We start from the raw sequence: 24,566 nt of genomic DNA, 5'->3' as shown, positions 1-24,566 counted from the left end.
GCACCGCACCGCTCGCGGTACCGGCGAACCACCCCAGCAGGTCCCGCAGTTGTAGTCCCCCAGTTCGCCTCGGGCCGTCCCCCGGGTCGTGCAGCCGAAGCACCTTCCCAAATCCCGCAGCCAGTCAGGGCTTTCGCGGGTGCCCCTGTGAACCTTGGGAGTCAGGCATCATGACCCAGCAGTCACTGGAGCCGAAGACCGTGGCGGAGGACGCGGGCACGGGTACCCGTGTCCCGGCCGGCCGGTCTTGGCTCGATCGCTACTTTCACATATCCCGGCGGGGATCGTCCGTGGCGCGCGAAGTGCGCGGCGGTGTCACCACCTTCATGGCGATGGCGTACATCCTGCTGCTCAACCCGCTCATCCTGTCCGGCAAGGACGTCGCGGGGGACACCCTCGGCCAGCAGCCGCTGATCACCGCGACGGCGTTCGCGGCGGCCTTCACCACTCTGCTGATGGGCTTCTTCGGCAAGGTGCCGCTGGCCCTCGCCGCCGGCCTGTCGGTCTCCGGCGTGCTGTCCTCGCAGGTCGCACCGCAGATGACCTGGCCGCAGGCCATGGGCATGTGCGTGCTGTACGGCGTGGTCATCATGCTCCTGGTCGTCACCGGGATGCGCGAGATGATCATGAACGCCATCCCGCTGGCGCTCAAGCACGCCATCACCATGGGAATCGGCCTGTTCGTCGCCCTGATCGGCTTCTACAAGGCCGGCTTCGTGCACCAGGGCAAGGCCACACCCGTCAGTCTCGGCGCCACCGGTGAACTCGCCGGCTGGCCGGTGCTGCTCTTCGCGGTCACCCTGCTGCTGATCTTCATGCTGCAGGCCCGGGGCGTGCCCGGGGCGATCCTGATCGGCATCGTCAGCGGGACCGTGCTCGCCGTCCTCCTCAACGCCTTCGACGTCATCGACCCGAAGCAGTGGGCGAGCGGCGCTCCCGAACTGCACGGCAGCGCGGTCTCCATGCCGGACTTCTCGCTCTTCGGGGACGTCGAGTTCGGCGGCTGGGGCGAGGTCGGCGCGATGACGGTCGGCATGATTGTTTTCACGCTCGTGCTCGCCGGCTTCTTCGACGCGATGGCCACCATCATCGGCGTCGGCACGGAGGCCAAGCTGGCCGACGCGCAGGGCCGGATGCCGGGCCTGTCCAAGGCGCTGTTCATCGACGGCGCGGGGGGTGCCGTCGGCGGTGTCGCCGGAGCGTCCGGGCAGACGGTGTTCGTGGAATCCGCGACCGGCGTCGGCGAAGGGGCGAGGACCGGTCTGTCCTCGGTCGTCACCGGCCTGTTCTTCGCCGCCTGCCTGTTCTTCACCCCGCTCACCGCGATCGTCCCCGGTGAGGTGGCCGCCGCCGCGCTCGTCGTCATCGGCGCCATGATGATGATGAACGCCAGGCACGTGGACTGGTCCGACCGCGCCACGGCGATCCCGGTGTTCCTGACCGTGGTCGTCATGCCGTTCACGTACTCCATCACCGCGGGCGTCGCGGCCGGAGTCATCAGCTACACCGCCATCAAGATCGCCCAGGGCAAGGCCCGGGAGATCGGGGCGTTCATGTGGGGGCTGACGGTGGTCTTCATCGTCTTCTTCGCCCTCAACCCGATCGAGAACTGGATGGGCGTCCACTGACGCCCTCCGCGTGACCGCCGAGGAGACCGAGACATGCTGGACATCGCCGACGATCTGCACCGGTGGGTCGAGCAGGGACGTGACTTCGCCGTGGCCACCGTGGTGGCCGTCGGCGGCAGCGCGCCCCGCCTGCCCGGCGCCGCCCTCGCGGTGGACGCCGACGGCACGGCGGTCGGCTCGGTCTCCGGCGGCTGCGTGGAGGGCGCGGTCTACGACCTGTGCCGTCAGGCCCTGGAGGACGGCGAGACCGTTCTGGAGCGCTTCGGCTACAGCGACGAGGACGCCTTCGCCGTCGGACTGACCTGCGGCGGCGTCATCGACATCCTCGTCACACCGGTCCGGACGGCCGATCCCGCCCGGCCGGTCCTCGCCACCGCGCTCGCCGCCGCCGCCCGTGGGGAGGCGGCGGCGGTCGCGCGGGTGGTGGACGGCCCCTCCGAGCTGCTCGGCCGGGCGCTCGTCGTCCGCCCCGACGGCTCGTACGACGGCGGCTTCGGCGCCCACCCCGAACTGGACCGCACGGTCGCCGGCGAGGCCGGCGCCCTGCTCGACGCGGGCCGGACCGCGACCGTCGAGATCGGTGAGCAGGGCTCCCGCTGCGGAGCACCGCTCACCCTTCTGGTCGAGTCCTCGGTGCCGCCGCCCCGGATGATCGTCTTCGGGGCGATCGACTTCGCCTCGGCGCTGGTGCGCGTCGGCAAGTTCCTGAACTACCGCGTCACCGTGTGCGACGCCCGTCCCGTCTTCGCGACGGCCGCCCGCTTCCCCCACGCGGACGAGATCGTCGTCGAGTGGCCGCACACCTACCTGGAGCGCACCGACGTCGACTCCCGCACGGTCCTGTGCGTCCTGACCCACGACGCCAAGTTCGACGTACCGCTCCTGCGGCTCGCGCTCAAGCTCCCCGTCGCCTACGTCGGGGCGATGGGCTCCCGCCGCACCCACCTGGACCGCAACGAACGGCTGCGCGAAGTCGGCGTCACCGATATGGAGTTGGCGCGGCTTCGCTCGCCCATCGGCCTCGACCTGGGAGCGCGCACCCCGGAGGAGACGGCGCTGTCGATCGCCGCGGAGATCGTGGCGAACCGGCGCGGCGGCAGCGGCGTCTCGCTGACCGGCGCGCACACGCCGATCCACCACGACGCAACGCGCACCCCGGCGGGCCGGATAGGCTCGGTGGCCTGAGCCCGGGCCCCGCGGGAGAAGGCGTCCACGAGACGAAGCGTTTCCTCAACGGCCCTGTCCGGCAACGGACTTGTACGCGCGGCACGCGAGCGGCAGGGTGAGGGTCCGGGGGTGCAGGGGGTGCCGCCGCGGGTGAGCGCAGCGGGGGCGGGCGGTTGAGCGAGGCGGAGAACGGACGCGACCCTGCGGACGACGACCCGGAGGCCACACGCTGCCTCTCGCCGTCCGCCACCACGGCGCTGGGCGTCTTCCTGCTGGCCGAGGTCGTCCTCGTCTGCGGTGCCCTGATCAGCCTGTGGCCGGTGGTCCTCGTCCTGGTGCAGCCCGAGACGCAGGACGGCTCCGTCGACCGGTGGTCGCCCTTCGGGCTGGGGAGCTGGTCGCTCACCGCCGACGCGGCGATGCTGTTCGCGGTCATCCTCTGCAGCGCCCTCGGCAGCTTCGTGCACGCGGCCACGTCGTTCGCCACCTACGTCGGCAACCGGCGGCTGTACGCGAGCTGGCTGTGGTGGTACCTGCTCAGGGCCGGCATCGGCGTCGCGCTCGCCCTGCTCGTCTACTTCCTGCTGCGCGGTGGCCTGTTCGCCGGAAGCTCGGGCGCCGGCGCCACCAACCCGTACGGCTTCTCCGGGATCGCGGGCCTGTGCGGACTGTTCTCCAAACAGGCCGCGGACAAGCTGCGCGAGATCTGCGACACGATCCTGAGCACCGGACGGGACGGCGACCGCGAACGCCAGGACAAACTCGAGCCGGAGGGGGAGCGGACCGACCCGGCGACAGCCGCCCGTCCTTCGGGGCCGGGCGGCGGGTCCACGTGAGCGCACGCCTGCCGGGAGCGTCCCTGGAGGGCAACTCGTCGCCCTAGAGGGGGAGTTCACTCAGTCCGGTCCCTCCTCAGTCGTGCTTCAGCAGTCCGGTCATCGCCCGGCCGAACATCCCGCGCCCCGCCCACGCCAGCGGACCGTCGAACAGGCGCGGCAGCCACCGCACCCGCAGCTCCTCGCGCCAGACCACCCGAGCGGTCCCGGCGCCGGTCGCGTGCACCTCGATCTCGGCCCACCCGGTGACGAACGAACCCCGCTTGACCAGCCGGCACCGGCCCGGCCGCTCCTCCCGCGGTGCCTGCCAGCCCACGACCTCCATCGGGTCGTCGAAGCCCAGCGGCCCCACCCCCGTCCTGGCCACGAACGTGGTGCCCTCGCCGGTCGGCGGGGGAGTCAGCACGGTGACCCGGGTCAGCGGGACCACGTCGGCATGCCGCTCCCACCGGGTGAGCCTGCGCCAGGCTTCGGCGGCGGGCAGCGGGACGTCACGTTCCAGGACGAAAAGGGCCACGGGGTGATCGTATGCCGACACGGCCACGAGGGTCCCTCCGGTACGCCGGGCACCTGGTCCCGACGGGGCCCGCGCACCGACCTGCGGCTCCCTGCCTGAACGGGGACCCGCGACCCGCCGTCTCCGCCGAGGACCGGCGGCTGCCCTGCTCGGCCGGCCGGGGACCCGTGGCCCCTGTTCCAGCCGCCCGGGACCCGTGCCCCCCACCGGACCTGCCGCCCCGCACCCCCCACCTCACCGGACCGAGCCCGCGGCGCCCTCACCCTCGTCCGGCCGCGCCCCGCACCCCCTCCCGGCGGGCCGAAAGCGCCCTACCGTCGGCTCCCGGCCGTGCGGGACCATGGGTGCGTCCCACGCCGTCGCCCGGGAGGCTGCCCCTGTGGACCGCGAAGCGCACGGCAGGCTCGACGCGCTCCAGCGCGACCCCTACCCCCTCTACGAGCTGGCGCGGCGCACCCCGGGCCTCCTGCACGTCGCCGAGCTGGACGCCTGGCTGGTGGCGCGGGACGAGGACGTGCGCGAGGTGCTGCGGCGGCCCGGTGACTTCTCCTCGGGCAACGCGCTGCGCCCGGACACCGTGCCGTCACCCGCCGCCCGCGCGGTCCTCGACGGCGGATTCGGCGGGCGCCCCGTGGTCGTCACCGCGGACGGTGCCCGCCACCGGGAGCTGCGCGCCCCGATCGTCCGGGGCCTGTCGCCCGCACGCGTCGCCGCCGTCCTGCCGTACGCCGCCGAACGGGCCGCCGCCCTCGTCGACGGCTTCGTGAAGGACGGCCACGTCGAGCTGATGTCCGCGTACGCGCGGCGGCTGCCCGGCGAGGTCGTCGGCCGGCTCCTCGGCCTCGGTCCGGAGGACGTACCGGCCGTCGTCAGGGGCGGCCTGCGCGCCGAGGAACTCCTCTTCCGGCCGCTGCCGGAGGACGAACAGGTGGCCGCCGCCCGGGACACGGTGGCGAAGCAGCACCTCCTCGACGCGTGCGTACGCGACCGGCGTGCCCGTCCGCGCGAGGACCTGGTCACCGAACTGGTCGCCTCGCTCGCTCCCGGGGACGGCGAGCTGACGCTCGACCAGCGACACGAGATCGTCGGCCATCTGCAGAACCTGCTGATCGCGGGCCATCTGACGACGACCGCGCTGATCGGCAACGCCGTCCTGCACCTGCTGCGGCACCCACGCCAGTGGGAGCTGCTGTGCGCCGAGCCCGACCGGATACCGGCGGCCGTCGAGGAGGCCGCCCGCTACGACAGCGTGTTGCAAGGCTTCCGGCGGATCACCACGCGGCCCGTCTCCCTCGCGGGCACCCAACTCCCGGCGGGGGCGGCGGTGTTCGTGGCGTTCGGCGCGGCCAACCGCGACGGTGCCCGTCACGCGCGGCCCGACGAGTTCGACATCACCCGCGACCCGGACCGTCATCTGGCCTTCGGGCTGGGCGCGCACAGCTGCCCGGGCGGACAACTGGCCCGGGAACAGGTCCGGTTGACCCTGGAACAGCTGACCACGCGGCTGCCAGGGCTGCGGCTCGCCGCGGACCGGGCGGTCACCATGCGCCCGACGATGATCCACCGGTCGCCGGAGGCCCTGCACCTGGTGTGGTGAGCGCTCGCCCCGAGGAGCGGGGCGGGTCAGGGCCGGTAGACCTGGCCGGGCAAGGCCTTCCCGGGCGCCAGCAGCTGCGGCACGGTCACGAAGACGTAGCCCCGCCGCTTCAGCGCGTCGATGATGCCGGGCACCGCGGGCACGGTGCCGGGATAGATGTCGTGCAGCAGGATGATCCCGTCCCGGGACGCCTGCCGCAGGACGCGCTTCTCGATGAGCGCGGAGTCGTTCGTCGTGTAGTCCTTGGCCGTCACGCTCCACAGGACCTCGGCGAGTCCCAGCTCGCGGCTGACGCGGTGCACGGTGTCGTCGGTGCGGCCCTGCGGCGGGCGCATCAGCGTCGGCTTGTGTCCGGTGAGCTTCTCTATGGCGTCGTTGGGCCTCTTCAGTTCCTCCCGTATCTCGTCGGGGCGGAGCCGGGTGAGGATCTTGTGGTCCCAGGTGTGACTGGCCACCTCGTGGCCCTCGTCGGCCATGCGCTCGACGAGTTCCGGGTACTTCTCGATGTGCCGTCGGCCGAGCAGGAAGAAGGTCGCGGGGACCCGTTCGCTCTTGAGGATGTCGAGCAGCCGGGCCGAGTGCTCGCTCGGCCCCGCGTCGAAGGTCAGCGCGATGCACTTGGCCTGGCGGCAGTCCACGCTCCCGAAGCGGGCCTGCGTGTCCGCCGGCGGGTGGGCGCGGGCGCTGCTGGGCGCGGTGGTGTCGAGGGAGGAGCAGCCGGTGAGCGGCAGCGCCAGGGCGAGGGCCGCCGACAGGATCGCCGCCGAACGGAACGTGGTCCCCGTGTTCTTCGTCTTCCGGGTCGGAGAAGGCATGCCGGGACTATACATGCGATGTATACCCGCAGTTTATAGTGGGTGATCCGGACAGCTCGGCACGCTCTGGTCCTGAGAACGGCCGCACACGGTGGTCCGGCACCGTGAACAAGGTGTCTTCCGTCGGAAAACGCTGCTCGGAATGACCCTCCCTGCCGGATCACGAGGTCAACTAGCGTGCTGCAGATGGAATCTCGCAGTCTGGATGAGCTGGATCGCCGCCTCGTGCACGCCCTGCAGCTCGACGGGCGGGCCCCCCTGAAACACGTTGCCGAGGTCCTCGGCGTGTCCGACCAGACCGTGGCTCGCCGCTACCGCCGGCTGCGGGGGTCCGGGGCGATGCGGGTACTGGGGCTGCCCGACGCCGCCCGGTTCGGCCACATCGAATGGCTGGTCAGGGTCCGGTGCACGCCGGACACCGCGAGCAGCGTCGCCGGCGCACTGGCGGGGCGGGACGACACGTCCTGGGTGAGTCTCACCGCCGGGGGCACCGAGATCGTCTGCCTCACCCGGGCCCCGCACCGGGCGGAGGGCGCGTCCCTCCTGCTCCAGAAACTTCCGCGCACGCCCCGGGTGGTCGACATCTCCGCGCACTACCTGCTGCACACCTTCTTCGGCGGGCCCACGGGCTGGCACGGGAAGACGCACGCCCTGACCGACGAGGAGGCCGAACTGCTCAGACCCCGGCTGCCCGAGCCGCCACCGCGCGGCGTGCGCGTCCAGATGCGCGAGGGCGACAGCGCGCTGTTCGCCGTACTCGCCTCGGACGGCCGGGCCGGGTACGCCGAACTGGCCACCGCCACGGGCTGGTCGGAGTCGACCGTCCGGCGCCGGCTGGAGCAACTGCGGGAGATGCGGGCGCTGTTCTTCGATGTCGAGATCGACTCCGCGCTGCTGGGATACGAGACGGAGATCATGCTCTGGCTCACCGTGCCGCCCGCGGACCTGGTGAGCGTCGCCGAGGAGCTGTCCCGGCATCCCGAGGTGGGTTTCACGGCAGCCACGTCCGGCCAGTCGAACCTGGCCGCCATCGCCGTGTTCCGGGACATCGGCGAGTTCTACGAGTACCTGAGCACGCGGATCGGGGCGCTGCGGAGCGTGAAGCACGTGGAGACCGCGCCGGTGCTGCAGTCGATCAAGCGGGCAGGCCGCCTCCTTCCGACCGGAAACCCCCTCTTTCCTTCACGGTGACCGCTGGGGCGTCGATATCCGTCACCTGCCCGGCGCTGCGTAGGCCGCGACGTCCCCGCTCCGCAAGCTGGGCGGGTCGACGGGGCCCCGGGGGCTCTCGTACTTGAGAAGGGGTTCGTATGCGTAGAAGCAAGTGGTGGCCGCTGGCGGCGATCAGCCTGGGCACCTTCATGCTGCTGGTGGACGTCACGGTCGTGACCGTGGCGCTCCCCGACATGGCGGCGGATTTCGACACGACACTCGCCGACCTCGAATGGGTCGTCGACATCTACGCCCTGGCACTGGCGGCACTGCTGCTCGGGGTGGGTTCCTCCGCCGACAGGATCGGCCGCAAGAAGGTCTACCTCGGAGGCCTGGTCGTCTTCACCGCCGCCTCGCTGATGTGCGCCGTCGCCCCGAACACGGGCGTCCTGATCGCGGCCAGGGCGGTCCAGGGGCTCGGCGCCGCGGGGATGTTCGGTACGACGATCGCCCTGCTGGGCATGCACTACGCCGGCCGGGAACGCGGGGTGGCGTTCGCGGTGTGGGGTGCCACCAACGCGATCGCGGCGGCCGCCGGTCCGGTGATCGGCGGGCTGCTCACCGAGTACCTGGACTGGCGGTGGATCTTCTTCGTCAATCTGCCGGTCTGCCTGGCCGCCGTCGTGCTGACCAGGCGCGTCGTGCGCGAGGAGAAGTCCACCGGCGGACAGCGCGCGGACGTCCTCGGCACGCTCAGCTTCACCGTGGCGAGCGGAGCGCTCACGTTCGCGCTGATCCACGCCCACTCGGACGGCTGGAGCGCCCCGCTCACGCTCGGCATGTTCGCCCTGGCCGTGGTGGCTCTCGCGCTCTTCGTCGTCGTCGAGCTGAGGCACGAGCACCCCATTCTCGACCTGTCCCTGTTCCGCGGGCCGTCGTTCACCGGCATCATGATCAGCGGGCTGCTCCTCCAGGGCGGCGCGTTCGCCTACCTGCTCTTCGAGTCGCTGTGGATGCAGACCGTCCTCGGCTACGGGCCTGTGAAGGCCGGCCTCTACATCCTGCCCATGTGCGGCGCCGCCTTCGTCTTCTCGACGCTGGCCGGGAAGTTCGGTCCGCTGCCGCCCCGGGCGGCCATGGGCGCGGGTCTCGTTCTCGTCGCCGTCGGTTCCGCGCTCCAGACGGTGCTGGACGCGGGGTCCTCGGCCAACGCCCTCGTCGCCGGGTTGATCGTGTCGGGTATGGGCGTCGGCCTCGTGACGCCGAGCCTCGGGGCCGCGGCGCTGGCCTCGGTGCCACCCGAGCGCGCGGGCATGGCGGGCGGCGCGCTCAACACGTTCCGGCAACTCGGATTCGCGCTGGGCGTCGCGGTGTTCGGGGTGATCTTCCAGTCGCGGATGGAGAGCGTCCTCAGGGGCAACGGCGACCTGCCGGGCCCGCACGACACGGCGGTCGCGCTGAGCGGTGGGCAGGCGCGGTCGGTCGTCTCCGGTGCGCCCGCTGGTGAACGCGCCGGCGTGGAGCACCTGGTGCGCGAGGCGTTCGCGTCCGGTCTGGACCTCATGCTGTGGGTGGCGGCAGCGCTCGCGGCCGTGGCGGCGGTCCTCGCCTTCACGATGGTCCGCCTCCCGGTGGGTGGCGCGCACCAGAGGGCGGCGCAGACCGGCGGCGGCGGCCAAGAGCAGGCGCACGGGACCCGGGCCGACGCGAGGACGTGACGGCGGCCCTCCAGGACGCGCGGCCGCCCGCCGAGCGGATGCGCGTGAGCGGCCGTATCCATCCGAGGCGCTGCCCCCGCGTCCGCCCGCTCAGAGCCAGTCGCGGCGCTTGAAGACGACGTACAGGCTCGTGCACACCACGGCCATCAGGACGATCGCGAACGGGTAGCCGAGGAGCCAGTGCAGTTCCGGCATGTGGTCGAAGTTCATGCCGTAGATCGTGCCGACCAGCGTCGGGGCGAAGAGGATGGCGGCCCACGAGGAGATCTTCTTGATCTCCTCGTTCTGCTCGAAGCCCGCCTCGGCCAAGGCGCGCATCTCGGCGTTCTGCTGCTGGGTCACCAGGGTCGCGTTGACGGTGAGGATGTCGGCGAGGGCCTGGCGGAAGCCGTCGACGCGCTCACTGGTGTGCGTGACGTGGTCGGCGACGTCACGCAGATAGCGCTGCAGCTCCTCGTCCGTGCCGTACTTCGCGAACCCCGCCATCAGGCTGTGCAGCATGCTGACCAGCGGACGGGTCGCCCGCTGGAACTCGACCATCTCGCGGGAGAGTTCGTAGATGCGGCGGGAGACCTCCGGGTCGCCGCGGAAGACCTCCGTCTCGATCTCGTCGATGTCGTTCTGCACGCCGGTGACGACCGGGACGTAACCGTCGACGACCGAGTCGAGGATCGCGTACAGCACGGCCTCGGGGCCGAGCCGCAGCAGCTCCGGGGTGTCCTCCATGCGGCGGCGCACCGCGGACAGGTCGGGCGCGGCACCGTGCCGGACCGTGATCACGAAGTCGGGGCCCACGAAGACGTGCAGCTCGCCGAAGTCGACCTCCTCCGCCGCGTCCAGATAGCGGGCGGCCCGCAGCACGACGAAGAGCGTCTCGCCGTAGCGCTCCAGCTTCGGACGCTGGTGGGCCTCCATCGCGTCCTCGACCGCCAGCGGGTGCAGGTCGAACTCGGCGGCCAGGGAGAGGAGTTCGTCCTCGGTGGGGCGGGCGAGCCCGATCCACGCCATGCCGTCGGTCTCGTCGCGCAGCTCACGGAACGTCTCCGCGAGCGAGGCCGGCGTCGAGACCCGCACGCCGTCGCGGTACAGCGCGGCCTGCACGACGCTGCCCGCCTCGGCCGGTTCCGCCGCCGACGGTTCCGGGTCCTGGTCCCGCCGGTCCGCGGGAGGCGTGGACGGGGGTGTCAGGGCGCGGCGCCAACCGGACTTCCGGGCGCTCCTCGCGTCCGGACGGGCGCGGCGTTCCGCCATGGTGCTGCCTCCCGCTGTCACACGTGGGCCGGTCTGATCACCGGCAGGATATACGGGGTAAATGACGTCGGCGCGAGACCGGGAGGCCTTGGAGCGGAGCCGGGTGCGCCGTCCGGCGGCGAAGGGAAACCCTCGATGCGGACAGAAGGTGTCCGCAAGTCTCCGTAGCGTCGGAGCATGACGAAGACGGCGGGCGTGACAGGGTGGCCGGGCGGGACCAGGACGTCGACGGGCACAGCGGCGTCGGGCGGGACGAGGAAGGCGGGCGTCGCGGTGGACCGGAACGGCGGGACGAGGAAGACCGCGCCCGTGCTGGGCGCCCGAGCGCTGAACCGCGCGACCCTGGACCGGCAGCTCCTGCTGCGCCGCTCCATGCTCGGCGCGAAGGACGCCGTGGGGCATCTCCTCGGCCTCCAGGCGCAGAACGTGAAGCCGCCGTACTACGCGCTCGCCGCCCGCCTCGCCGACTTCGCGCCCGAGGACCTGTCACGTCTGATGGCCGGCCGCGAGGTCGCCCGCATCGTGACCATGCGCTCCACCATCCACACCCACACCGCGGACGACTGCCTCACCCTGCGCCCACTGGTGCAGGCCGCCCGCGACCGGGAGCTGAACAACTTCCGCAAGGGGCTCGTCGGCGTCGACCTGGACCGGCTCGCCGCCGTCGGCCGCGAACTGGTCGAGGCCGAGCCGCGCACCATGAAGCAGTTGCGCGAGGTGCTGTCGGCCCAGTGGCCGGACGCCGACCCGACCGCGCTCGCCATCGCCGCCCGCTGCCGGCTGCCGCTCGTGCAGGTCACCCCGCGCGGGCTGTGGGGACGCAGCGGCCAGGTCGCACTCACCACGGCCGAAAGCTGGTTCGGCCGACCCGCCGCGCCGGTCCCCGCGCCGGACGCGACCGTGCTGCGCTACCTCGCCGCCTTCGGGCCCGCCTCGGTCAAGGACATGCAGACCTGGGCCGGCCTGACACGGCTGCGTGAGGTCTTCGAGCGGCTGCGCCCCGGACTGGTCACCTTCCGCGACGAGAACGGCGTCGAGCTCTTCGACCTCCCCGACGCGCCCCGGCCGGACGCGGACACCCCGGCACCGCCGCGCTTCCTGCCGGAGTTCGACAATCTGCTCCTCTCGCACGCCGACCGGTCCCGCGTGGTGCCCGCCGACCTCAAGGGCCGTACGTGGCGCGGCAATCAGGCGTACTGCACGCTGCTCGTCGACGGCTTCCTCGCAGGCGTGTGGCGGCAGCAGGGAGAGACGCTGACGATCGAGCCCTTCGTCCCCCTCACCGGCGCGCAGCGCGACGAGGTCGTACGGGAGGCAGAACAAATGCTCCGGGTGATGTCCGGCGAGGGTGCGGGTGCTCACGACGTCCGATTCGGGAACGTGACGTCCTAGCCCCGTGCGGGAAGGCGCGGCCCTTACGTCCACGGGGCGGCGCCGGGACGTGGAAGGGGGGCGTCGCGGGCCGCTCGTGGAGGCCCGCGGCGCCCCCCGGTTCATGCCTGAGGGGTACTCAGGAAATCTCTACACAAAGTGAGTTGACCTGAATCCGGCGGTCAAACCTGGACACGGGTCTCCTCGGGTTGCCGGTGGGGGGACGCTCGGGCGGGGTCCCGGCGGGCCGGTACTCCGTGCCCGGGCGATCGGCACGCCCTCACGCTAGGAGCACGCACCCGGGCGCCCCAAGGGGGGAAGCCCCTAGGCGGCCCGGCGGAGGGAAAACCCTCGGTCGCGCCGTGCAAACCTCCACCGGCCACGGCTCGTTGGGACCGGTGCCGAAAAGCGCGTGGAACGGGCGGGTCCGAAACGCATCACGCGGACGGGTCCGAAGCGCATCACGCAGATGAGTCCGGAGCGAACAACGCGGGTGGGCCGGGACACAGCACGGGGACCAGTGTGACGAGCGGCCCGTCGGTTCACCCGCTGCGGCCCCCGGCCGCCAGCCGGACGATGTCCACCCGCGACCGGATCCCCAGTTTCCGGTAGACCCGGGTGAGCGTGGCCTCGACCGTCTTGACGCTGATGAACAGTCGGCCCGCGATCTCGCGGTTGGTGGCGCCCTCCATCACGAGGGCGGCGACCTGGCGTTCCGTCGCGGCCAGCGCGTCGAGCGCCACGGAGGCGGTCACCGGGGCGACACGCGCCGGGTTCGCGGCGGCAGCGGTCTCCGCCTGGCGCAGCCACGGCAGCGCGCGGCAGCGCCGGAACAGCCGTACCGCCTCGTCGTACGCGGCCGGACCCGGCCGGTCCGTGCGCAGTGCGGCGAGGGCGTACGCGGCCCGCGCCTCCTCCAGCCCGTGGCCCAGCCGGGCGAGCCGGTCCTGCGCCGACGTCAACTGCCGTACGGCGGCGGCCGTGTCGCCCCGTGCCGCCCGCGCGAGGGCCTCCGCCCGGTCGAGCACCGCGAGCACGCTCTCGCGGCCGAGGCGCAGCGCCCGGACCCGCGTCGTGTCGATGACGTCCTGGGCCTCCGCCGGCTCACCGATCCTGACCAGCGCCTCCGCGAGGTCCCCGTGCCAGCGGCCGCGCGCGGGATCGGTGACCCCGAGGCTCTCCTCCAGCTCCCTGACCCGGCGCAGCGCCCGGACGCACTCCGGCGCGTCCCCCGCCACCAGGTAGGCGTGCCCGAGGGCGCCCAGCGCACGCGAGAGGTAGATGAGGTCGCTGTCCTCCTCGGCGCGCTCCACCGCCTCGCGGGCCAGCGCGAGCGCCTGGTCCAGATCGCCGCCCGCGGCCTCCGCGAGCGAGGTGACCATGGCGGTGGCCGCCTCCCCGATCCCGGTGTCCCGGGCCAGCCGCAGGCTCTCCCGGGCGAGGTCGAGGGCACGGCCGCAGTGCCCGGCCCGCAACTCCGTCTCGGCGAGCCCGCGCACGAAGTGCACCTCGCTCTCGACCATCCCGCGCCGCCGCACCTCGCGCAGCAGCGCGGTGATCGTCGTCCGTGCCTCGGCGAGCTGGTCGCCCATGACCAGCCAGCGGAAACGGGCCGCGCCGGCGCCGTTGTGGTCGCACGCCACCCGGGGGTCCTGCGGCTCGCGCATGGCCCGCTTGATGGTCGCGGGCGCGTCGGAGTGCCCCATCAGGGTCTCCATCTGGGCCTGAAAGGCGAGCGCGAGCAGCTCGGTGCGCCGGTCCCCGGCGCGCTCGGCGAGCTCGGCGGCGCGTGCCGCCTCCTCGCGGCCCTTCGCCATCTCGCCCTCCAGGAGCAGCGCCCGCCATGCCAGTTGGTAGCGCACGAGCGCGAGCAGCCCCGGCTCGTCGCCCGCGTCGGCGAGGGCCTGCGGGAAGACGGCGTCGACCTCGGCCATGGCCTGCCCGGCCGCGTCGATGACGACCATCCAGGCCCGTACGCGGTCGGCGGCCCCGGTGGCGCGGCCGAGTACCTCGCGGGCGATGTCCCGGGCGAGGTCGGTCTCCCCGGCGGTCAGCGCGTCCTCCGCCGCCTGGAGCCGCCGCTCGTCCGGGCCGGGGGAGGTGTCCGGCGGCGTGTGCCGGGCGGCCAGCAGATTCAGTCCGGCGGCGACCGAGGGCGCGCCGCGGTCCCGGGCCGCGGACGCCGCCTCACCCAGCCGGGCGGCCACCTGGGCGTCGGTGCCGGTGGTGGCCAGCGCGAGGTGGCGGGCCCGTTCGATGGGGTCGGAGGCCGCCGTGGACAGGGCGGCGTGGGCGGCGCGCCGCTCCTGCGGGGTGGCCTCGGCGTACACGGCGGCCGAGATGAGGGGATGGGCGAACCGGATGCCGGGGCCCTCCCGCTCCGGCGCGAGCAGTCCGAGCGCGGCGGCCGACGCGGTCTCCGTCTCGGCGTTCTCACGGCCCGCGGCGCGCAGCAGCGCCTGGGTCGGGCGGGCGCCCGCGCTCGCGACGAGCAGCGTGCGGCGGGCCTCGGCGGGCAGCATCCCGATGCGGTGGAGCACCAGCGCGCGCAGTGAGGTGGGCACCGGCAGCGGCTCGCCCGGCTGGGGGGCCGCCGGGTTCTCGGCCAGGGCCCGGCCGAGCTCGAGGGCGAAGAGGGGGTTGCCGCCGCTGGTGCGGTGGATGTCCCGTACGGCCGAGCGGGGCAGGCCGGTGTAGCCGCGGCGGCCGAGCAGCTCGGCGACCTGGGTGCGGGAGAGCGCGTTGACGCGGACGGCCAGGGTGTCCGGGGGCAATGCGCGTAGATGATGGTCGTGCCCTTGGGTCTCGGGCTCCGTCTCCGTACGCACCGCGCACAGCATCCGCACCGGCATCTCGCCAAGACGGCGGGCGGCGAACCCGAGCAGTTCGGTGCTGGCCGAATCCAGCCACTGGAGGTCGTCCGCGACGATGAGCAGGGGGCCCCGGGCGGCCAGGGCCCGGAAGGCGGACAGCACCGCGAGCCGTAGGGCGAGACCGTCGCGCTGCAGGGTGGACTCGCCGCGGCCGGTCAGGGCGGACTCCAGGGCGGTGCGCTGCGGGGCGGGCAGCGCGTCGGACACCTCGTCGACCACGAGTCCGAGGAGGTCGGCGAGGGCCAGGAAGGGGAGGTGGGATTCGGACTCGGTGGCCGAGCAGCGCAGGACGGTACGGGCCGCACCGGCGTATTCCGCGGCCAAGGCCCGCAGTACGGTCGACTTTCCTATTCCGGCGGGTCCGTGGACCAGCACGCTGCCGCCCCGGGAGAGCTGGGCGCGGGCACCCGCGAAGAGGTCCTCCCGGCCGATGACCAGGTCGGAGCGGGGCCGCGCGGGCTCCTGGAAGTCCCCTGTCACGGTCACCGCTCCCCTCGTGCGTCGCGTCCGGCCAATATTAGGCAAGGAACCCTCGAAATCCGGACGGTCGAGAAGGTGAGGGAAATAACAAGAGTGCGGCATAAGGCATTTCAGTGCCGAGCCGAATGAATGGAGACATCTCGCGCCAGGCGCGCCCCGTCCGACGGCGCCGGCTCTCGTCCGCCGACACCGGCTCCCCGCCCGCCGCTCCCGTCTCACGCGGCCCAGGTCCACGCGGCCCTGGCGGACACTCACCGGCGTTCCGCGGCCCGCGCAGGCCCGCTTCCCTGGCGGACACGCCCGCGGCGCGCTTCCCGGCAGGCACGACCCTGGACGACCTCGGCTCGGCTCCCACGGGGGCCAAACCCGGCCGCCACCAGCGCCTGCGCGCGGCGGAGTCCACGGGGGCCGGCCCCGGCTTCTGAACGGGTCCGTCCCGGCCGCCGCCGCACACGCCGAGCGGGTCTTTCGGTGCCTGCCCCGGCCTGCCACGGGCCGCGCCGCACTCGCCCGCGCCCGGCTAGGTCTACGGGGGCCAGGCCCCGGCTTCTGGACGGGTGCGTCCCGGCCGCCGCCGCACACGCCGAGCGGGTCTTTCGGTGCCCGCCCCGTCTGCCACCGGCCGCCGCGCCCGGCGGGGTCTACGGCGCCCGCCCCGGCTTCTGGACGGGTGCAGCCCGATGCCGCCGACGCCCACGCCCGCGCCCGGCGAGGTCTCCGCAGCCTGCCCCCGCCTGCCATAGGCCCGCCGCGCACGCCCGCGCCCGGCGAGGTCGAGGACGCCCATCCGCCCCCGGCGGTCGGCTACGGCAGCAGCCCAGCCCGGCGGGCCGCGACGACCGCCTCCGTGCGGGTGTGGGCGCCCAGCTTGCGCATGGCCGAGCGCAGGTAGCTCTTCACGGTCTCCGGCCGGAGACCGAGCCGCTCGGCCGCCGCCGCATTGGTGGCGCCCGCCGCCACACAGGCCAGGACGTCCACCTCCCGCGCGGCCAGCCCGGGAACGGGGGCGGCGGTCGCCCCGGCCGGCTCCGGCGACGCCGCCCGGGCCAGGCGCCCGCAGGCCCGCAGCAGCTCGGCCCGCAGCGCCGGGTCCTCCACCCGCGGCGCCAGGGCCCGCAGGGCGCCGTGCGCCTCCCGGACCTCCTCCCACGCCGCCCCGGACACCGCGTCCGGCGCCTGGACCGCGGCCAGCAGACTCCGCGCCTCGTCCCGGACGACCAGCGCCTGCTCCAGGTCCCGCGCCGCCTCCACCGCCGCCGCCAGCGTCCGGTCGCCCAGCGGCCGGGCCGTCCGCAGGGCGCCGTAGAGGACACCGCGCACCCGGCGCCGTACCACCACGGGCACGGCGAGGACCGAGCACAGCCCCTCCGTGGCGACCGCCACGTCGTACTCGTGGCTGATCTGCCGCGACGACGAGTAGTCCGTGACCGCGCACGGCCGGGCGAGGGCGACCGCCTTGCCGCCCAGGCCGTTGCCGGAGGACACCGCGAGCGCGCTGAGCGCGGCCGTCGCCGTGCCGCTGAGTACGCTGATGCGCACCTGCCGGCGTCCCGGCTCGAACAGGCCGCCGAAGGCGACCGGCAGCCCCGTCGTACGCCGCAGCCGCATCAGCGCTCCACGCATCTCGACCGCCTCGGCTGCGTCAGCTGCCACGTGCTCGCCCCTTCATCGCGGCGCACCCCCGTTCGGGGGTGGTGAGACCTGCATCACGGATTACACGATGTTAGGTGGCTGTCCGGCAACGAGGAGGACACATGACGGCGAAGACGAGCGCGACGGACGACTTCCGGACCGCACGGGACTTCCTGCTGGCACATCGCGAGGACTACGCGGCCGCCTACGCGGGGTTCGACTGGCCCCGCCCGGAGTACTTCAACTGGGCGCTCGACTGGTTCGACGTCATCGCGGAGGGCAACGACCGGGCGGCCCTGCACCTCGTCGAGGAGGACGGCACCCGCGTCCAGGTCTCCTTCGCCGAGATGTCCGAGCGCTCCGACCGGGCCGCGAACTGGCTGCGCGCCCAGGGCGTCGGCGCGGAGGACCGCATCCTCGTGATGCTGGGCAACCAGGTCGAGCTGTGGGAGACCGCCCTGGCCGCGATGAAGCTGCGCGCCGTCGTCATCCCGGCGACCCCGCTGCTCGGCCCCGCCGACCTGCGCGACCGCGTCGAGCGCGGCCGGGTCCGGCAGGTCGTCGTCCGGGCCGAGGACACCGGCAAGTTCGCCGGCGTGCCCGGCGACTACACCCGGATCGCGGTCGGCGGGCCGCCCGAGCGGGACGCGTCGTCCGAGAGCGCCGGCTGGCTGCGCTACGAGGAGGCGTACGAGGCCCCCGCCGCGTTCGAGCCCGACGGGCCCACCCGGTCGGACGACCCGCTGATGCTGTACTTCACCTCGGGCACCACCGCCCGGCCCAAGCTGGTCGAGCACACGCACACCTCGTACCCGATCGGCCACCTCGCCACCATGTACTGGATCGGTCTGCGGCCCGGTGACGTGCACCTGAACATCTCCTCGCCCGGCTGGGCCAAGCACGCCTGGTCCAACCTCTTCGCCCCGTGGAACGCGGAGGCGACCGTCTTCATCCACAACTACACGCGCTTCGACCCGGCCCGGCTGATGGCGGAGATGGACGCCGCCGGCGTCACGACCTTCTGCGCCCCGCCGACCGTGTGGCGCATGCTCATCCAGTCCGACCTGGGCCGGCTGCGCACCCCGCCGCGCGAGGCCCTCGCCGCCGGGGAACCCCTCAACCCCGAGGTCATCGAGCAGGTGCGGCGCGCCTGGGGCGTGACCGTCCGGGACGGTTTCGGGCAGACCGAGACGGCGGTCCAGGTCTCCAACAGCCCCGGCCAGCCGCTGAAGACCGGCTCGATGGGCCGGCCCAGCCCCGGCTTCCGCGTCGAGCTGCTCGACCCGGTGTCCGGCGCCCCGGGGGTGTCGGAGGGCGAGATCGCGCTGGACCTCTCCAACCGTCCGGTGGGCCTGATGACCGGCTACCACGGCGACGCCGACCGCACCGCCGAGGTCATGGCGGGCGGCTACTACCGCACCGGCGACATCGGCTCCCGCGACGAGGACGGCTACATCACCTACGTGGGCCGCGCGGACGACGTGTTCAAGGCGAGCGACTACAAGATCTCCCCGTTCGAGCTGGAGAGCGCCCTGCTGGAACACGAGGCGGTGGCGGAGGCGGCCGTCGTCCCCGCCCCGGACGAGCTGCGGCTCGCCGTCCCCAAGGCGTACGTCGTGACGGCCGAGGGCTGGGAACCGGGCCCCGACACCGCGAAGGTGCTCTTCGAGCACTCGCGCGCCGTCCTCGCTCCCTACAAGCGCATCCGCCGGCTGGAGTTCGGCGCGCTGCCCAAGACCGTCTCCGGCAAGATCCGCCGGATCGAACTGCGCGAGGCCACCGCCGCGGGTTCGGCCGCGGAGTACCGCGAGGAGGACTTCCGATGAGTGACTCCGCACCGCCCGCAGCGAGTTACGCGCACGGCACCAGTACGACACCGCTGCTCGGCGACACCATCGGGGCCAACCTGGACCGGGCGATCGCCGCCCACCCCGGGCGGGACGCGCTCGTGGACGTGGAGTCCGGACGCCGTTGGACGTACGCCGAGTTCGGCGCGGCCGTCGACGAGGTGGCGCGCGGACTGCTCGGCAAGGGCGTGCTCAAGGGCGACCGGGTCGGCATCTGGGCGGTGAACTGCCCGGAGTGGGTCCTCGTCCAGTACGCCACCGCCCGCATCGGCGCCATCATGGTCAACATCAACCCGGCCTACCGCGCCCACGAGGTCGAGTACGTCCTGAAGCAGGCGGGGATCTCCGTCCTGATCGCCTCACTGGCGCACAAGGGCAGCGACTACCGCGCCCTGGTCGGCCAGGTCCGTGAGAAGTGTCCCGAACTGCGCGAGACGGTCTACATCGGCGACCCGTCCTGGGACGCGCTGACGGCAGCGGCGGCCTCGGTGCCGCAGGGGCAACTTGCCTCCGCCGCAGCCGAGTTGAGCTGCGACGACCCGGTCAACATCCAGTACACCTCGGGCACCACGGGCTTTCCCAAGGGCGCCACGCTCTCCCACCACAACATCCTCAACAACGGCTACTGGGTGGGCCGTACGGTCGGTTACACCGAACAGGACCGGGTGTGCCTGCCCGTGCCCTTCTACCACTGCTTCGGCATGGTCATGGGCAATCTCGGTGCCACCTCGCACGGCGCCTGCATCGTCATCCCGGCGCCGTCGTTCGACCCGGCGGCGACACTGCGGGCGGTGCAGCAGGAGCGCTGCACCTCGCTGTACGGCGTGCCGACGATGTTCATCGCGGAACTGAACCTCCCCGACTTCGCGACGTACGACCTGTCCTCCCTGCGCACCGGGATCATGGCGGGCTCGCCCTGCCCGGTCGAGGTGATGAAGCGGGTCGTCGCCGAGATGCACATGGCCGAGGTGTCCATCTGCTACGGCATGACCGAGACCTCGCCGGTGTCGCTGCAGACCCGCCGGGACGACGACCTGGAGCACCGCACGGGCACCGTCGGCCGGGTCCTGCCGCACATCGAGGTGAAGATCGTGGACCCCGTCGACGGGGTGACGCTGCCGCGCGGCACGGCGGGCGAGCTGTGCACCCGCGGCTACAGCGTCATGCTCGGCTACTGGGACGAGCCCGAGAAGACCGCGGAGGCCGTCGACCCGGGCCGCTGGATGCACACCGGGGACCTGGCCGTGATGCGCGAGGACGGCTACGTCGAGATCGTCGGCCGCATCAAGGACATGATCATCCGGGGCGGCGAGAACATCTACCCGCGCGAGATCGAGGAGTTCCTCTACGCCCACCCGAAGATCGCCGACGTCCAGGTCGTCGGCGTGCCGCACGAGCGCTACGGCGAGGAGGTGCTCGCCTGCGTCATCCCCCGCGACCCGGGCGACCCGCTCACGCTGGAGGAGCTGCGGGCCTTCTGCGAGGGGCAGTTGGCGCACTACAAGATCCCGAGCGCGCTGCGCGTCCTGGAGTCCTTCCCGATGACGGTGTCGGGGAAGGTCCGCAAGATCGAGCTGCGCCAGGGGTACGGGGCGTAGCGCCTCCCGTCCCCGGGGCCGCCCGCGTCCTTGCGGGACCGGCCCCCGGGGGCCCCGCCGTCAGGGCCGCGCCGCGACCAGCTCGTCGGCGCTGCGGTTGACCGGCTGCGGGGTGCCCGTGAGGTCGAGGACGAAGAGCGGGACGCGCAGGTGGTCGGCGCGGTCCCGGGCGTCGTCCGCGAACCCGGCGAGCGAGAAGTACACGCACTCCGCCGACTCCGTCATGGCCGTCAGCCACAGACACTCCACGTCCCGCACGGACGCCGGGCGCACGGTCGGGTCGACCTGTGCCACGACGCCCCGGGCCGCGATGCCGATCCCCGTCGGGGGCCGCTGGTCGGCCCGCCGGATGTCCTCGTACCCGAGCCATCTGAGATAGAGGGCGGCGGCGGTGACGGCGTCCCGGGCCGTCCGGATGGTGACGGGCTGGAACGCGGCCCGCCGGGCGCGCGCGGCGACCCGGGGGAGCGGGCCGCGCCGGACACGGTCGGAGGAGCCGGACGCGGCGGCCGACGACACGGTCCTGCCCATTCCGGTACCGGTACCGGTGCCTGCTCCGGTAGTGGTGCCGCCGCGGGGGCGGGCGTTGGGGCTGGTACTGGTTCCGGCACCAGTGCCGGTGCCGGAACTGGCGCCGGTGCCAGTATCAGCACCAGTGTCGGTCTCGGAACCAGTGCCGGCACCAGCGCCAACACCGGTACCGGTACCTGCGTCGGTCCCGTTCCCTGCGTCGGTACCGGCACCCGTGCCCGTATCAGCACCGCCCCCGCCCCCACCCCCCGAGTCGGAGTCGCCCTCGGCCCGCGCGGGCCCGCCGGTGTCACCGTCCCGTACGGCCGGGGTCACCGGGATTCGCAGGGCCGTGCCGCACGGGCACGCCAGTTCCGGGTGGGGCCACTCGTGCGCGCGGCCGCAGGCGTCGCAGCGCACGGTGACCCAGTCCTCGTCCCAGGTGCGGTGGGTGACGGAGACCGGCCCCGCGTCGGGGTCGAGCGACGGTGTGACGGGCGCACCGCACACGCAGGGGTAGGACGGCGCGGCGTAGAGGTGCTCGCGGCGGCAGGCCGGGCACCGCACCGGCACGCTCTCGGCCATGGCCCACTCCAGGACAGACGGGGCGTCGGACAGACGTGGCGTCGGGACAGCGCCCCCATCGTCCTCCAGCCGGCGCCCTCCCGGCAGCGAAACGGCCGGACCGCCGGGGCCGGATCGCGCCACGGCGCACCGCATGGCCCGGCACCCGGACATCCCTTGACGGCCCGTCCGCACGCCACTTACATTGCTTCCAGATAGTAGAAGTTAGTTTCCGCAATACGGAATTCGTGATGCGGGGTCCACACGGATCACACGGCTCTCCGAGGGGCGCGACGGGAGCGCGAATCCGCCAGCCGAAGCAGGAGTACTCCATGGCTCGTATGACCGCTGCCCGCGCGGCAGTCGAGATCCTCAAGCGCGAGGGCGTCAGTGACGCGTTCGGTGTCCCCGGCGCGGCGATCAACCCCTTCTACGCGGCCCTCAAGGCCTCCGGCGGGATCAGCCACACCCTGGCCCGGCACGTCGAGGGCGCCTCGCACATGGCGGAGGGCTACACCCGGACCCACCCGGGCAACATCGGCGTCTGCATCGGGACGTCGGGACCGGCCGGCACCGACATGATCACCGGCCTCTACTCCGCCATCGGCGACTCGATCCCGATCCTCTGCATCACGGGCCAGGCCCCGACCGCCGTGATCCACAAAGAGGACTTCCAGGCCGTCGACATCGCCTCGATCGCCAAGCCGGTGACCAAGATGGCGGTCACGGTCCTGGAGGCCGCCCAGGTCCCCGGCGTCTTCCAGCAGGCCTTCCACCTGATGCGCTCCGGCCGTCCGGGCCCGGTCCTGATCGACCTGCCCATCGACGTCCAGCTCACCGAGATCGAGTTCGACCCGGAGACGTACGAGCCGCTGGGCGTCTACAGGCCGGCCGCGACCCGGGCCCAGATCGAGAAGGCGCTCACCCTCCTCAACGAGTCCGAGCGCCCCCTGATCGTCGCCGGCGGCGGTGTGATCAACGCGGACGCCTCCGAACTGCTCGTCGAGTTCGCCGAGTTGACCGGCACTCCGGTCGTCCCGACGCTGATGGGCTGGGGCATCCTGCCCGACGACCACGAGCTGAACGCCGGCATGGTCGGCCTCCAGACCTCGCACCGCTACGGCAACGCGACCTTCCTGGAGTCCGACTTCGTCCTCGGCATCGGCAACCGCTGGGCCAACCGTCACACCGGCAAGCTGGACGTCTACACGGCCGGCCGGAAGTTCGTGCACGTCGACGTCGAGCCCACGCAGATCGGCAGGATCTTCGCCCCGGACTTCGGCATCGCCTCCGACGCGAAGGCCGCGCTGGAGCTCTTCGTCGAGGTGGCACGGGAGTTGAAGGCGGCCGGCCGGCTGCCCGACCGTTCCGCGTGGGCCGCGTCCGCGCAGGAGCGAAAGGCCACGCTCCAGCGCCGCACGCACTTCGACGGCATCCCGATCAAGCCGCAGCGGGTCTACGAGGAGATGAACAAGGCCTTCGGACCCGAGACCCGGTACGTCACCACCATCGGCCTGTCGCAGATCGCCGGCGCCCAGATGCTGCACGTCTACCGGCCGCGGCACTGGATCAACTGCGGTCAGGCGGGCCCGCTCGGCTGGACGGTCCCGGCCGCGCTCGGCGTCGCGAAGGCCGACCCCGAGGCGCAGGTCGTGGCGCTCTCCGGCGACTACGACTTCCAGTTCATGATCGAGGAACTGGCCGTCGGCGCGCAGCACCGGATCCCGTACGTCCACGTCCTGGTCAACAACGCCTACCTGGGCCTGATCCGGCAGGCGCAGATCGGCCTGGACATCAACTTCCAGGTCAACCTGGAGTTCGAGAACATCAACTCCCCGGAACTGGGCGTCTACGGCGTCGACCACATCAAGGTCGTCGAGGGCCTCGGCTGCAAGGCGATCCGGGTCACCGACCCCGCCGAACTGGGCGCGGCCTTCGAGCAGGCCAAGAAGCTCGCCGCCGAGTACCGGGTGCCGGTGGTCGTCGAGGCCGTCCTGGAGCGCGTCACCAACATCGCGATGAGCAGGACGAACGACATCAGCGAGGTCGTCGAGTTCGAGGAGATCGCGACCGAGCCGGGCCACGCGCCCACCGCGATCAGGACGCTGAAGGTCTGACGCGGGCGGTCATCCCCGTACGACGGCCGAAGGGCGGCTCACCCACCGGTGAGCCGCCCTTCCGCCGTACCCGGGACCCGCGCCCTCGCGCGGGTCCCGCCCCCGTGTGCTTCCCCGTGGTGCCGTGGTGCTCGCCGTGATGCGTCCTCCGTCGTGCGGTGGTGCTTCCCCGTGATGCTTCCCCCGTTCATGAGGCCCGCCGCCCCCGTGCCGGCGGGCCTCATAGGGCGAGGATGTGCCTCGGGCGCGGGGAGTTGAAGCCCTCGCACCGGTGTTCAGAGGTTGATTTGAGGGTTCCGTAGGCGGAGTACGCACGCTGGTGTATGCCGTGGCCAGGTCCCGCGGACGCGGCCGGCGCCCCGTCCCGCGGTCAGCGTGCCGGGTGCTCCGAGAGGCCGGGCCAGTCGTCCGGGCCGCCGCCCTGCCACTGGACGATGTCGCTCTCCTCGACCTCGGTCTCGTCCAGGCCCGCCTCGCGCAGGATCTCGACGACGTCGTCGAGGTGGGACGCGACGCCGAGCTCCTCGTCATCCGCGGTGACCCTGCGCGAGCCGTCCAGGCCGGGCGCGTGTACGACGATGCTGGGATGGTCCATGCCCCCAGGTTCCTGCGCGCCGCCGCGTTCCGCACGTCGGCGCGGCAGGCGCGCACGACGCGCAGCGCCGGGTACGGGACCGTCCGTACCCGGCGCTGCGAGCCGGTGAGCTGTGCTGTTGTTGCCGTCCGACGGCGCGAGGCTGGGCGCGACAGGACGTTCGCGCCGCCGGACGGGGTCTGTGTCGTCCCCGGAGGGATGTGGCTGGGGGACCGCGGCGGATGCGATGGGACCGGGACCTCCCTTCCCTCAGGTCGAGAAGGGAGTCCTGGGCCTTGACCACCGCACTGGCTCGCAC

Annotated in this window: 17 protein-coding genes; 10 read left to right on the top strand and 7 right to left on the bottom strand. The window is 72.8% G+C overall.

The genetic code is table 11. The annotated features are described in order from the left end of the window. Nucleotides 1-170 precede the first annotated feature (170 nt). The 3 genes from ACFYQQ_RS02885 (at nucleotide 171) to ACFYQQ_RS02875 (ending at nucleotide 3,631) form a co-directional block, all read left to right on the top strand. Nucleotides 171-1,628: an NCS2 family permease gene (locus ACFYQQ_RS02885; RefSeq protein WP_355783772.1), complete on the top strand. Its 1,458-nt coding sequence runs from the start codon at nucleotides 171-173 to the stop codon at nucleotides 1,626-1,628. A 33-nt stretch (nucleotides 1,629-1,661) separates the two neighbouring features. After that, a complete protein-coding gene (locus ACFYQQ_RS02880) occupies nucleotides 1,662-2,813 on the top strand; it encodes an XdhC/CoxI family protein (RefSeq protein ID WP_356237808.1) in 1,152 nt (383 codons plus the stop codon). Between the two features lie 155 nt (nucleotides 2,814-2,968). After that, a complete protein-coding gene (locus ACFYQQ_RS02875; protein ID WP_355794262.1) occupies nucleotides 2,969-3,631 on the top strand; it encodes a hypothetical protein in 663 nt (220 codons plus the stop codon). A 76-nt stretch (nucleotides 3,632-3,707) separates the two neighbouring features. On the opposite strand, the gene ACFYQQ_RS02870 is transcribed toward ACFYQQ_RS02875, so the two are convergent. Then, nucleotides 3,708-4,148 carry an SRPBCC family protein gene (locus ACFYQQ_RS02870; RefSeq protein ID WP_355794261.1) on the bottom strand — a complete coding sequence of 147 codons (441 nt, stop codon included), beginning with the start codon at nucleotides 4,146-4,148 and terminating at the stop codon, nucleotides 3,708-3,710. Nucleotides 4,149-4,527: 379 nt separating this feature from the next. Here ACFYQQ_RS02870 and ACFYQQ_RS02865 point away from each other — a divergent pair, with 379 nt between their 5' ends. Further along, the gene (locus tag ACFYQQ_RS02865; RefSeq protein ID WP_356166874.1) at nucleotides 4,528-5,745 is read left to right on the top strand and encodes a cytochrome P450; all 1,218 of its coding nucleotides are present in this window, start codon (nucleotides 4,528-4,530) and stop codon (nucleotides 5,743-5,745) included. A gap of 26 nt (nucleotides 5,746-5,771) precedes the next feature. Here the strand turns inward: ACFYQQ_RS02865 and ACFYQQ_RS02860 are convergent, their stop codons facing one another. Next, entirely contained in the window at nucleotides 5,772-6,560 is a 789-nt protein-coding gene (locus ACFYQQ_RS02860; RefSeq protein WP_355788590.1) for a polysaccharide deacetylase family protein, read from the bottom strand. A gap of 186 nt (nucleotides 6,561-6,746) precedes the next feature. On the opposite strand from ACFYQQ_RS02860, the gene ACFYQQ_RS02855 reads away from it, so the two are divergent. Both ACFYQQ_RS02855 and ACFYQQ_RS02850 read left to right on the top strand, forming a co-directional pair. After that, the gene (locus ACFYQQ_RS02855) at nucleotides 6,747-7,751 is read left to right on the top strand and encodes an Lrp/AsnC family transcriptional regulator (protein WP_355788587.1); all 1,005 of its coding nucleotides are present in this window, start codon (nucleotides 6,747-6,749) and stop codon (nucleotides 7,749-7,751) included. 119 nt (nucleotides 7,752-7,870) lie between these two features. Continuing rightward, a complete protein-coding gene (locus tag ACFYQQ_RS02850; protein WP_355788584.1) occupies nucleotides 7,871-9,430 on the top strand; it encodes an MFS transporter in 1,560 nt (519 codons plus the stop codon). A 90-nt stretch (nucleotides 9,431-9,520) separates the two neighbouring features. On the opposite strand, the gene ACFYQQ_RS02845 is transcribed toward ACFYQQ_RS02850, so the two are convergent. Further along, nucleotides 9,521-10,681: a CorA family divalent cation transporter gene (locus ACFYQQ_RS02845; RefSeq protein WP_356166867.1), complete on the bottom strand. Its 1,161-nt coding sequence runs from the start codon at nucleotides 10,679-10,681 to the stop codon at nucleotides 9,521-9,523. Between the two features lie 177 nt (nucleotides 10,682-10,858). Here ACFYQQ_RS02845 and ACFYQQ_RS02840 point away from each other — a divergent pair, with 177 nt between their 5' ends. After that, on the top strand, nucleotides 10,859-12,073 hold the full coding sequence (locus tag ACFYQQ_RS02840) for a winged helix DNA-binding domain-containing protein (RefSeq protein ID WP_355784960.1): 1,215 nt from the start codon (nucleotides 10,859-10,861) through the stop codon (nucleotides 12,071-12,073). A 521-nt stretch (nucleotides 12,074-12,594) separates the two neighbouring features. Here the strand turns inward: ACFYQQ_RS02840 and ACFYQQ_RS02835 are convergent. Together ACFYQQ_RS02835 and ACFYQQ_RS02830 are read right to left on the bottom strand one after the other, a co-directional pair. Next, nucleotides 12,595-15,411: an AAA family ATPase gene (locus ACFYQQ_RS02835; RefSeq protein WP_388903080.1), complete on the bottom strand. Its 2,817-nt coding sequence runs from the start codon at nucleotides 15,409-15,411 to the stop codon at nucleotides 12,595-12,597. Between the two features lie 798 nt (nucleotides 15,412-16,209). Continuing rightward, nucleotides 16,210-17,058, bottom strand: a complete 849-nt coding sequence (locus tag ACFYQQ_RS02830; RefSeq protein ID WP_356166860.1) for a helix-turn-helix transcriptional regulator — start codon at nucleotides 17,056-17,058, stop codon at nucleotides 16,210-16,212. Nucleotides 17,059-17,159: 101 nt separating this feature from the next. On the opposite strand from ACFYQQ_RS02830, the gene ACFYQQ_RS02825 reads away from it, so the two are divergent. Beyond that, nucleotides 17,160-18,863, top strand: a complete 1,704-nt coding sequence (locus ACFYQQ_RS02825; RefSeq protein WP_355788838.1) for an AMP-binding protein — start codon at nucleotides 17,160-17,162, stop codon at nucleotides 18,861-18,863. Beyond that, a complete protein-coding gene (locus ACFYQQ_RS02820; protein ID WP_355788840.1) occupies nucleotides 18,860-20,482 on the top strand; it encodes an AMP-binding protein in 1,623 nt (540 codons plus the stop codon). Before ACFYQQ_RS02825 ends, ACFYQQ_RS02820 begins: the two co-directional genes overlap by 4 nt. Before the next feature lie 60 nt (nucleotides 20,483-20,542). On the opposite strand, the gene ACFYQQ_RS02815 is transcribed toward ACFYQQ_RS02820, so the two are convergent. Further along, a complete protein-coding gene (locus ACFYQQ_RS02815) occupies nucleotides 20,543-21,412 on the bottom strand; it encodes a hypothetical protein (protein WP_388903390.1) in 870 nt (289 codons plus the stop codon). Between the two features lie 476 nt (nucleotides 21,413-21,888). Between ACFYQQ_RS02815 and gcl the strand changes: the two genes are divergently transcribed. Continuing rightward, on the top strand, nucleotides 21,889-23,673 hold the full coding sequence (gene gcl / locus ACFYQQ_RS02810) for a glyoxylate carboligase (protein WP_356237812.1): 1,785 nt from the start codon (nucleotides 21,889-21,891) through the stop codon (nucleotides 23,671-23,673). A gap of 370 nt (nucleotides 23,674-24,043) precedes the next feature. Here the strand turns inward: gcl and ACFYQQ_RS02805 are convergent, their stop codons facing one another. Continuing rightward, on the bottom strand, nucleotides 24,044-24,268 hold the full coding sequence (locus tag ACFYQQ_RS02805; RefSeq protein WP_356166849.1) for a hypothetical protein: 225 nt from the start codon (nucleotides 24,266-24,268) through the stop codon (nucleotides 24,044-24,046). Between the last annotated feature and the right edge of the window lie 298 nt (nucleotides 24,269-24,566).

Origin of the sequence: Streptomyces sp. NPDC005496 (assembly GCF_042872045.1) — a bacterium.
Lineage (GTDB): Bacteria > Actinomycetota > Actinomycetes > Streptomycetales > Streptomycetaceae > Streptomyces.
This window is presented reverse-complemented; position numbering and strand designations above follow the sequence as displayed.

Coding starts and splice junctions, on each gene's coding strand:
- ACFYQQ_RS02855 (WP_355788587.1), top strand. CDS start 6,747: ATGGAATCTCGCAGTCTGGATGAGCTGGATCGCCGCCTCGTGCACGCC.
- ACFYQQ_RS02825 (WP_355788838.1), top strand. CDS start 17,160: ATGACGGCGAAGACGAGCGCGACGGACGACTTCCGGACCGCACGGGAC.
- ACFYQQ_RS02820 (WP_355788840.1), top strand. CDS start 18,860: ATGAGTGACTCCGCACCGCCCGCAGCGAGTTACGCGCACGGCACCAGT.
- ACFYQQ_RS02885 (WP_355783772.1), top strand. CDS start 171: ATGACCCAGCAGTCACTGGAGCCGAAGACCGTGGCGGAGGACGCGGGC.
- ACFYQQ_RS02880 (WP_356237808.1), top strand. CDS start 1,662: ATGCTGGACATCGCCGACGATCTGCACCGGTGGGTCGAGCAGGGACGT.
- ACFYQQ_RS02845 (WP_356166867.1), bottom strand. CDS start 10,681: ATGGCGGAACGCCGCGCCCGTCCGGACGCGAGGAGCGCCCGGAAGTCC.
- ACFYQQ_RS02840 (WP_355784960.1), top strand. CDS start 10,859: ATGACGAAGACGGCGGGCGTGACAGGGTGGCCGGGCGGGACCAGGACG.
- ACFYQQ_RS02850 (WP_355788584.1), top strand. CDS start 7,871: ATGCGTAGAAGCAAGTGGTGGCCGCTGGCGGCGATCAGCCTGGGCACC.
- ACFYQQ_RS02860 (WP_355788590.1), bottom strand. CDS start 6,560: ATGCCTTCTCCGACCCGGAAGACGAAGAACACGGGGACCACGTTCCGT.
- gcl (WP_356237812.1), top strand. CDS start 21,889: ATGGCTCGTATGACCGCTGCCCGCGCGGCAGTCGAGATCCTCAAGCGC.
- ACFYQQ_RS02805 (WP_356166849.1), bottom strand. CDS start 24,268: ATGGACCATCCCAGCATCGTCGTACACGCGCCCGGCCTGGACGGCTCG.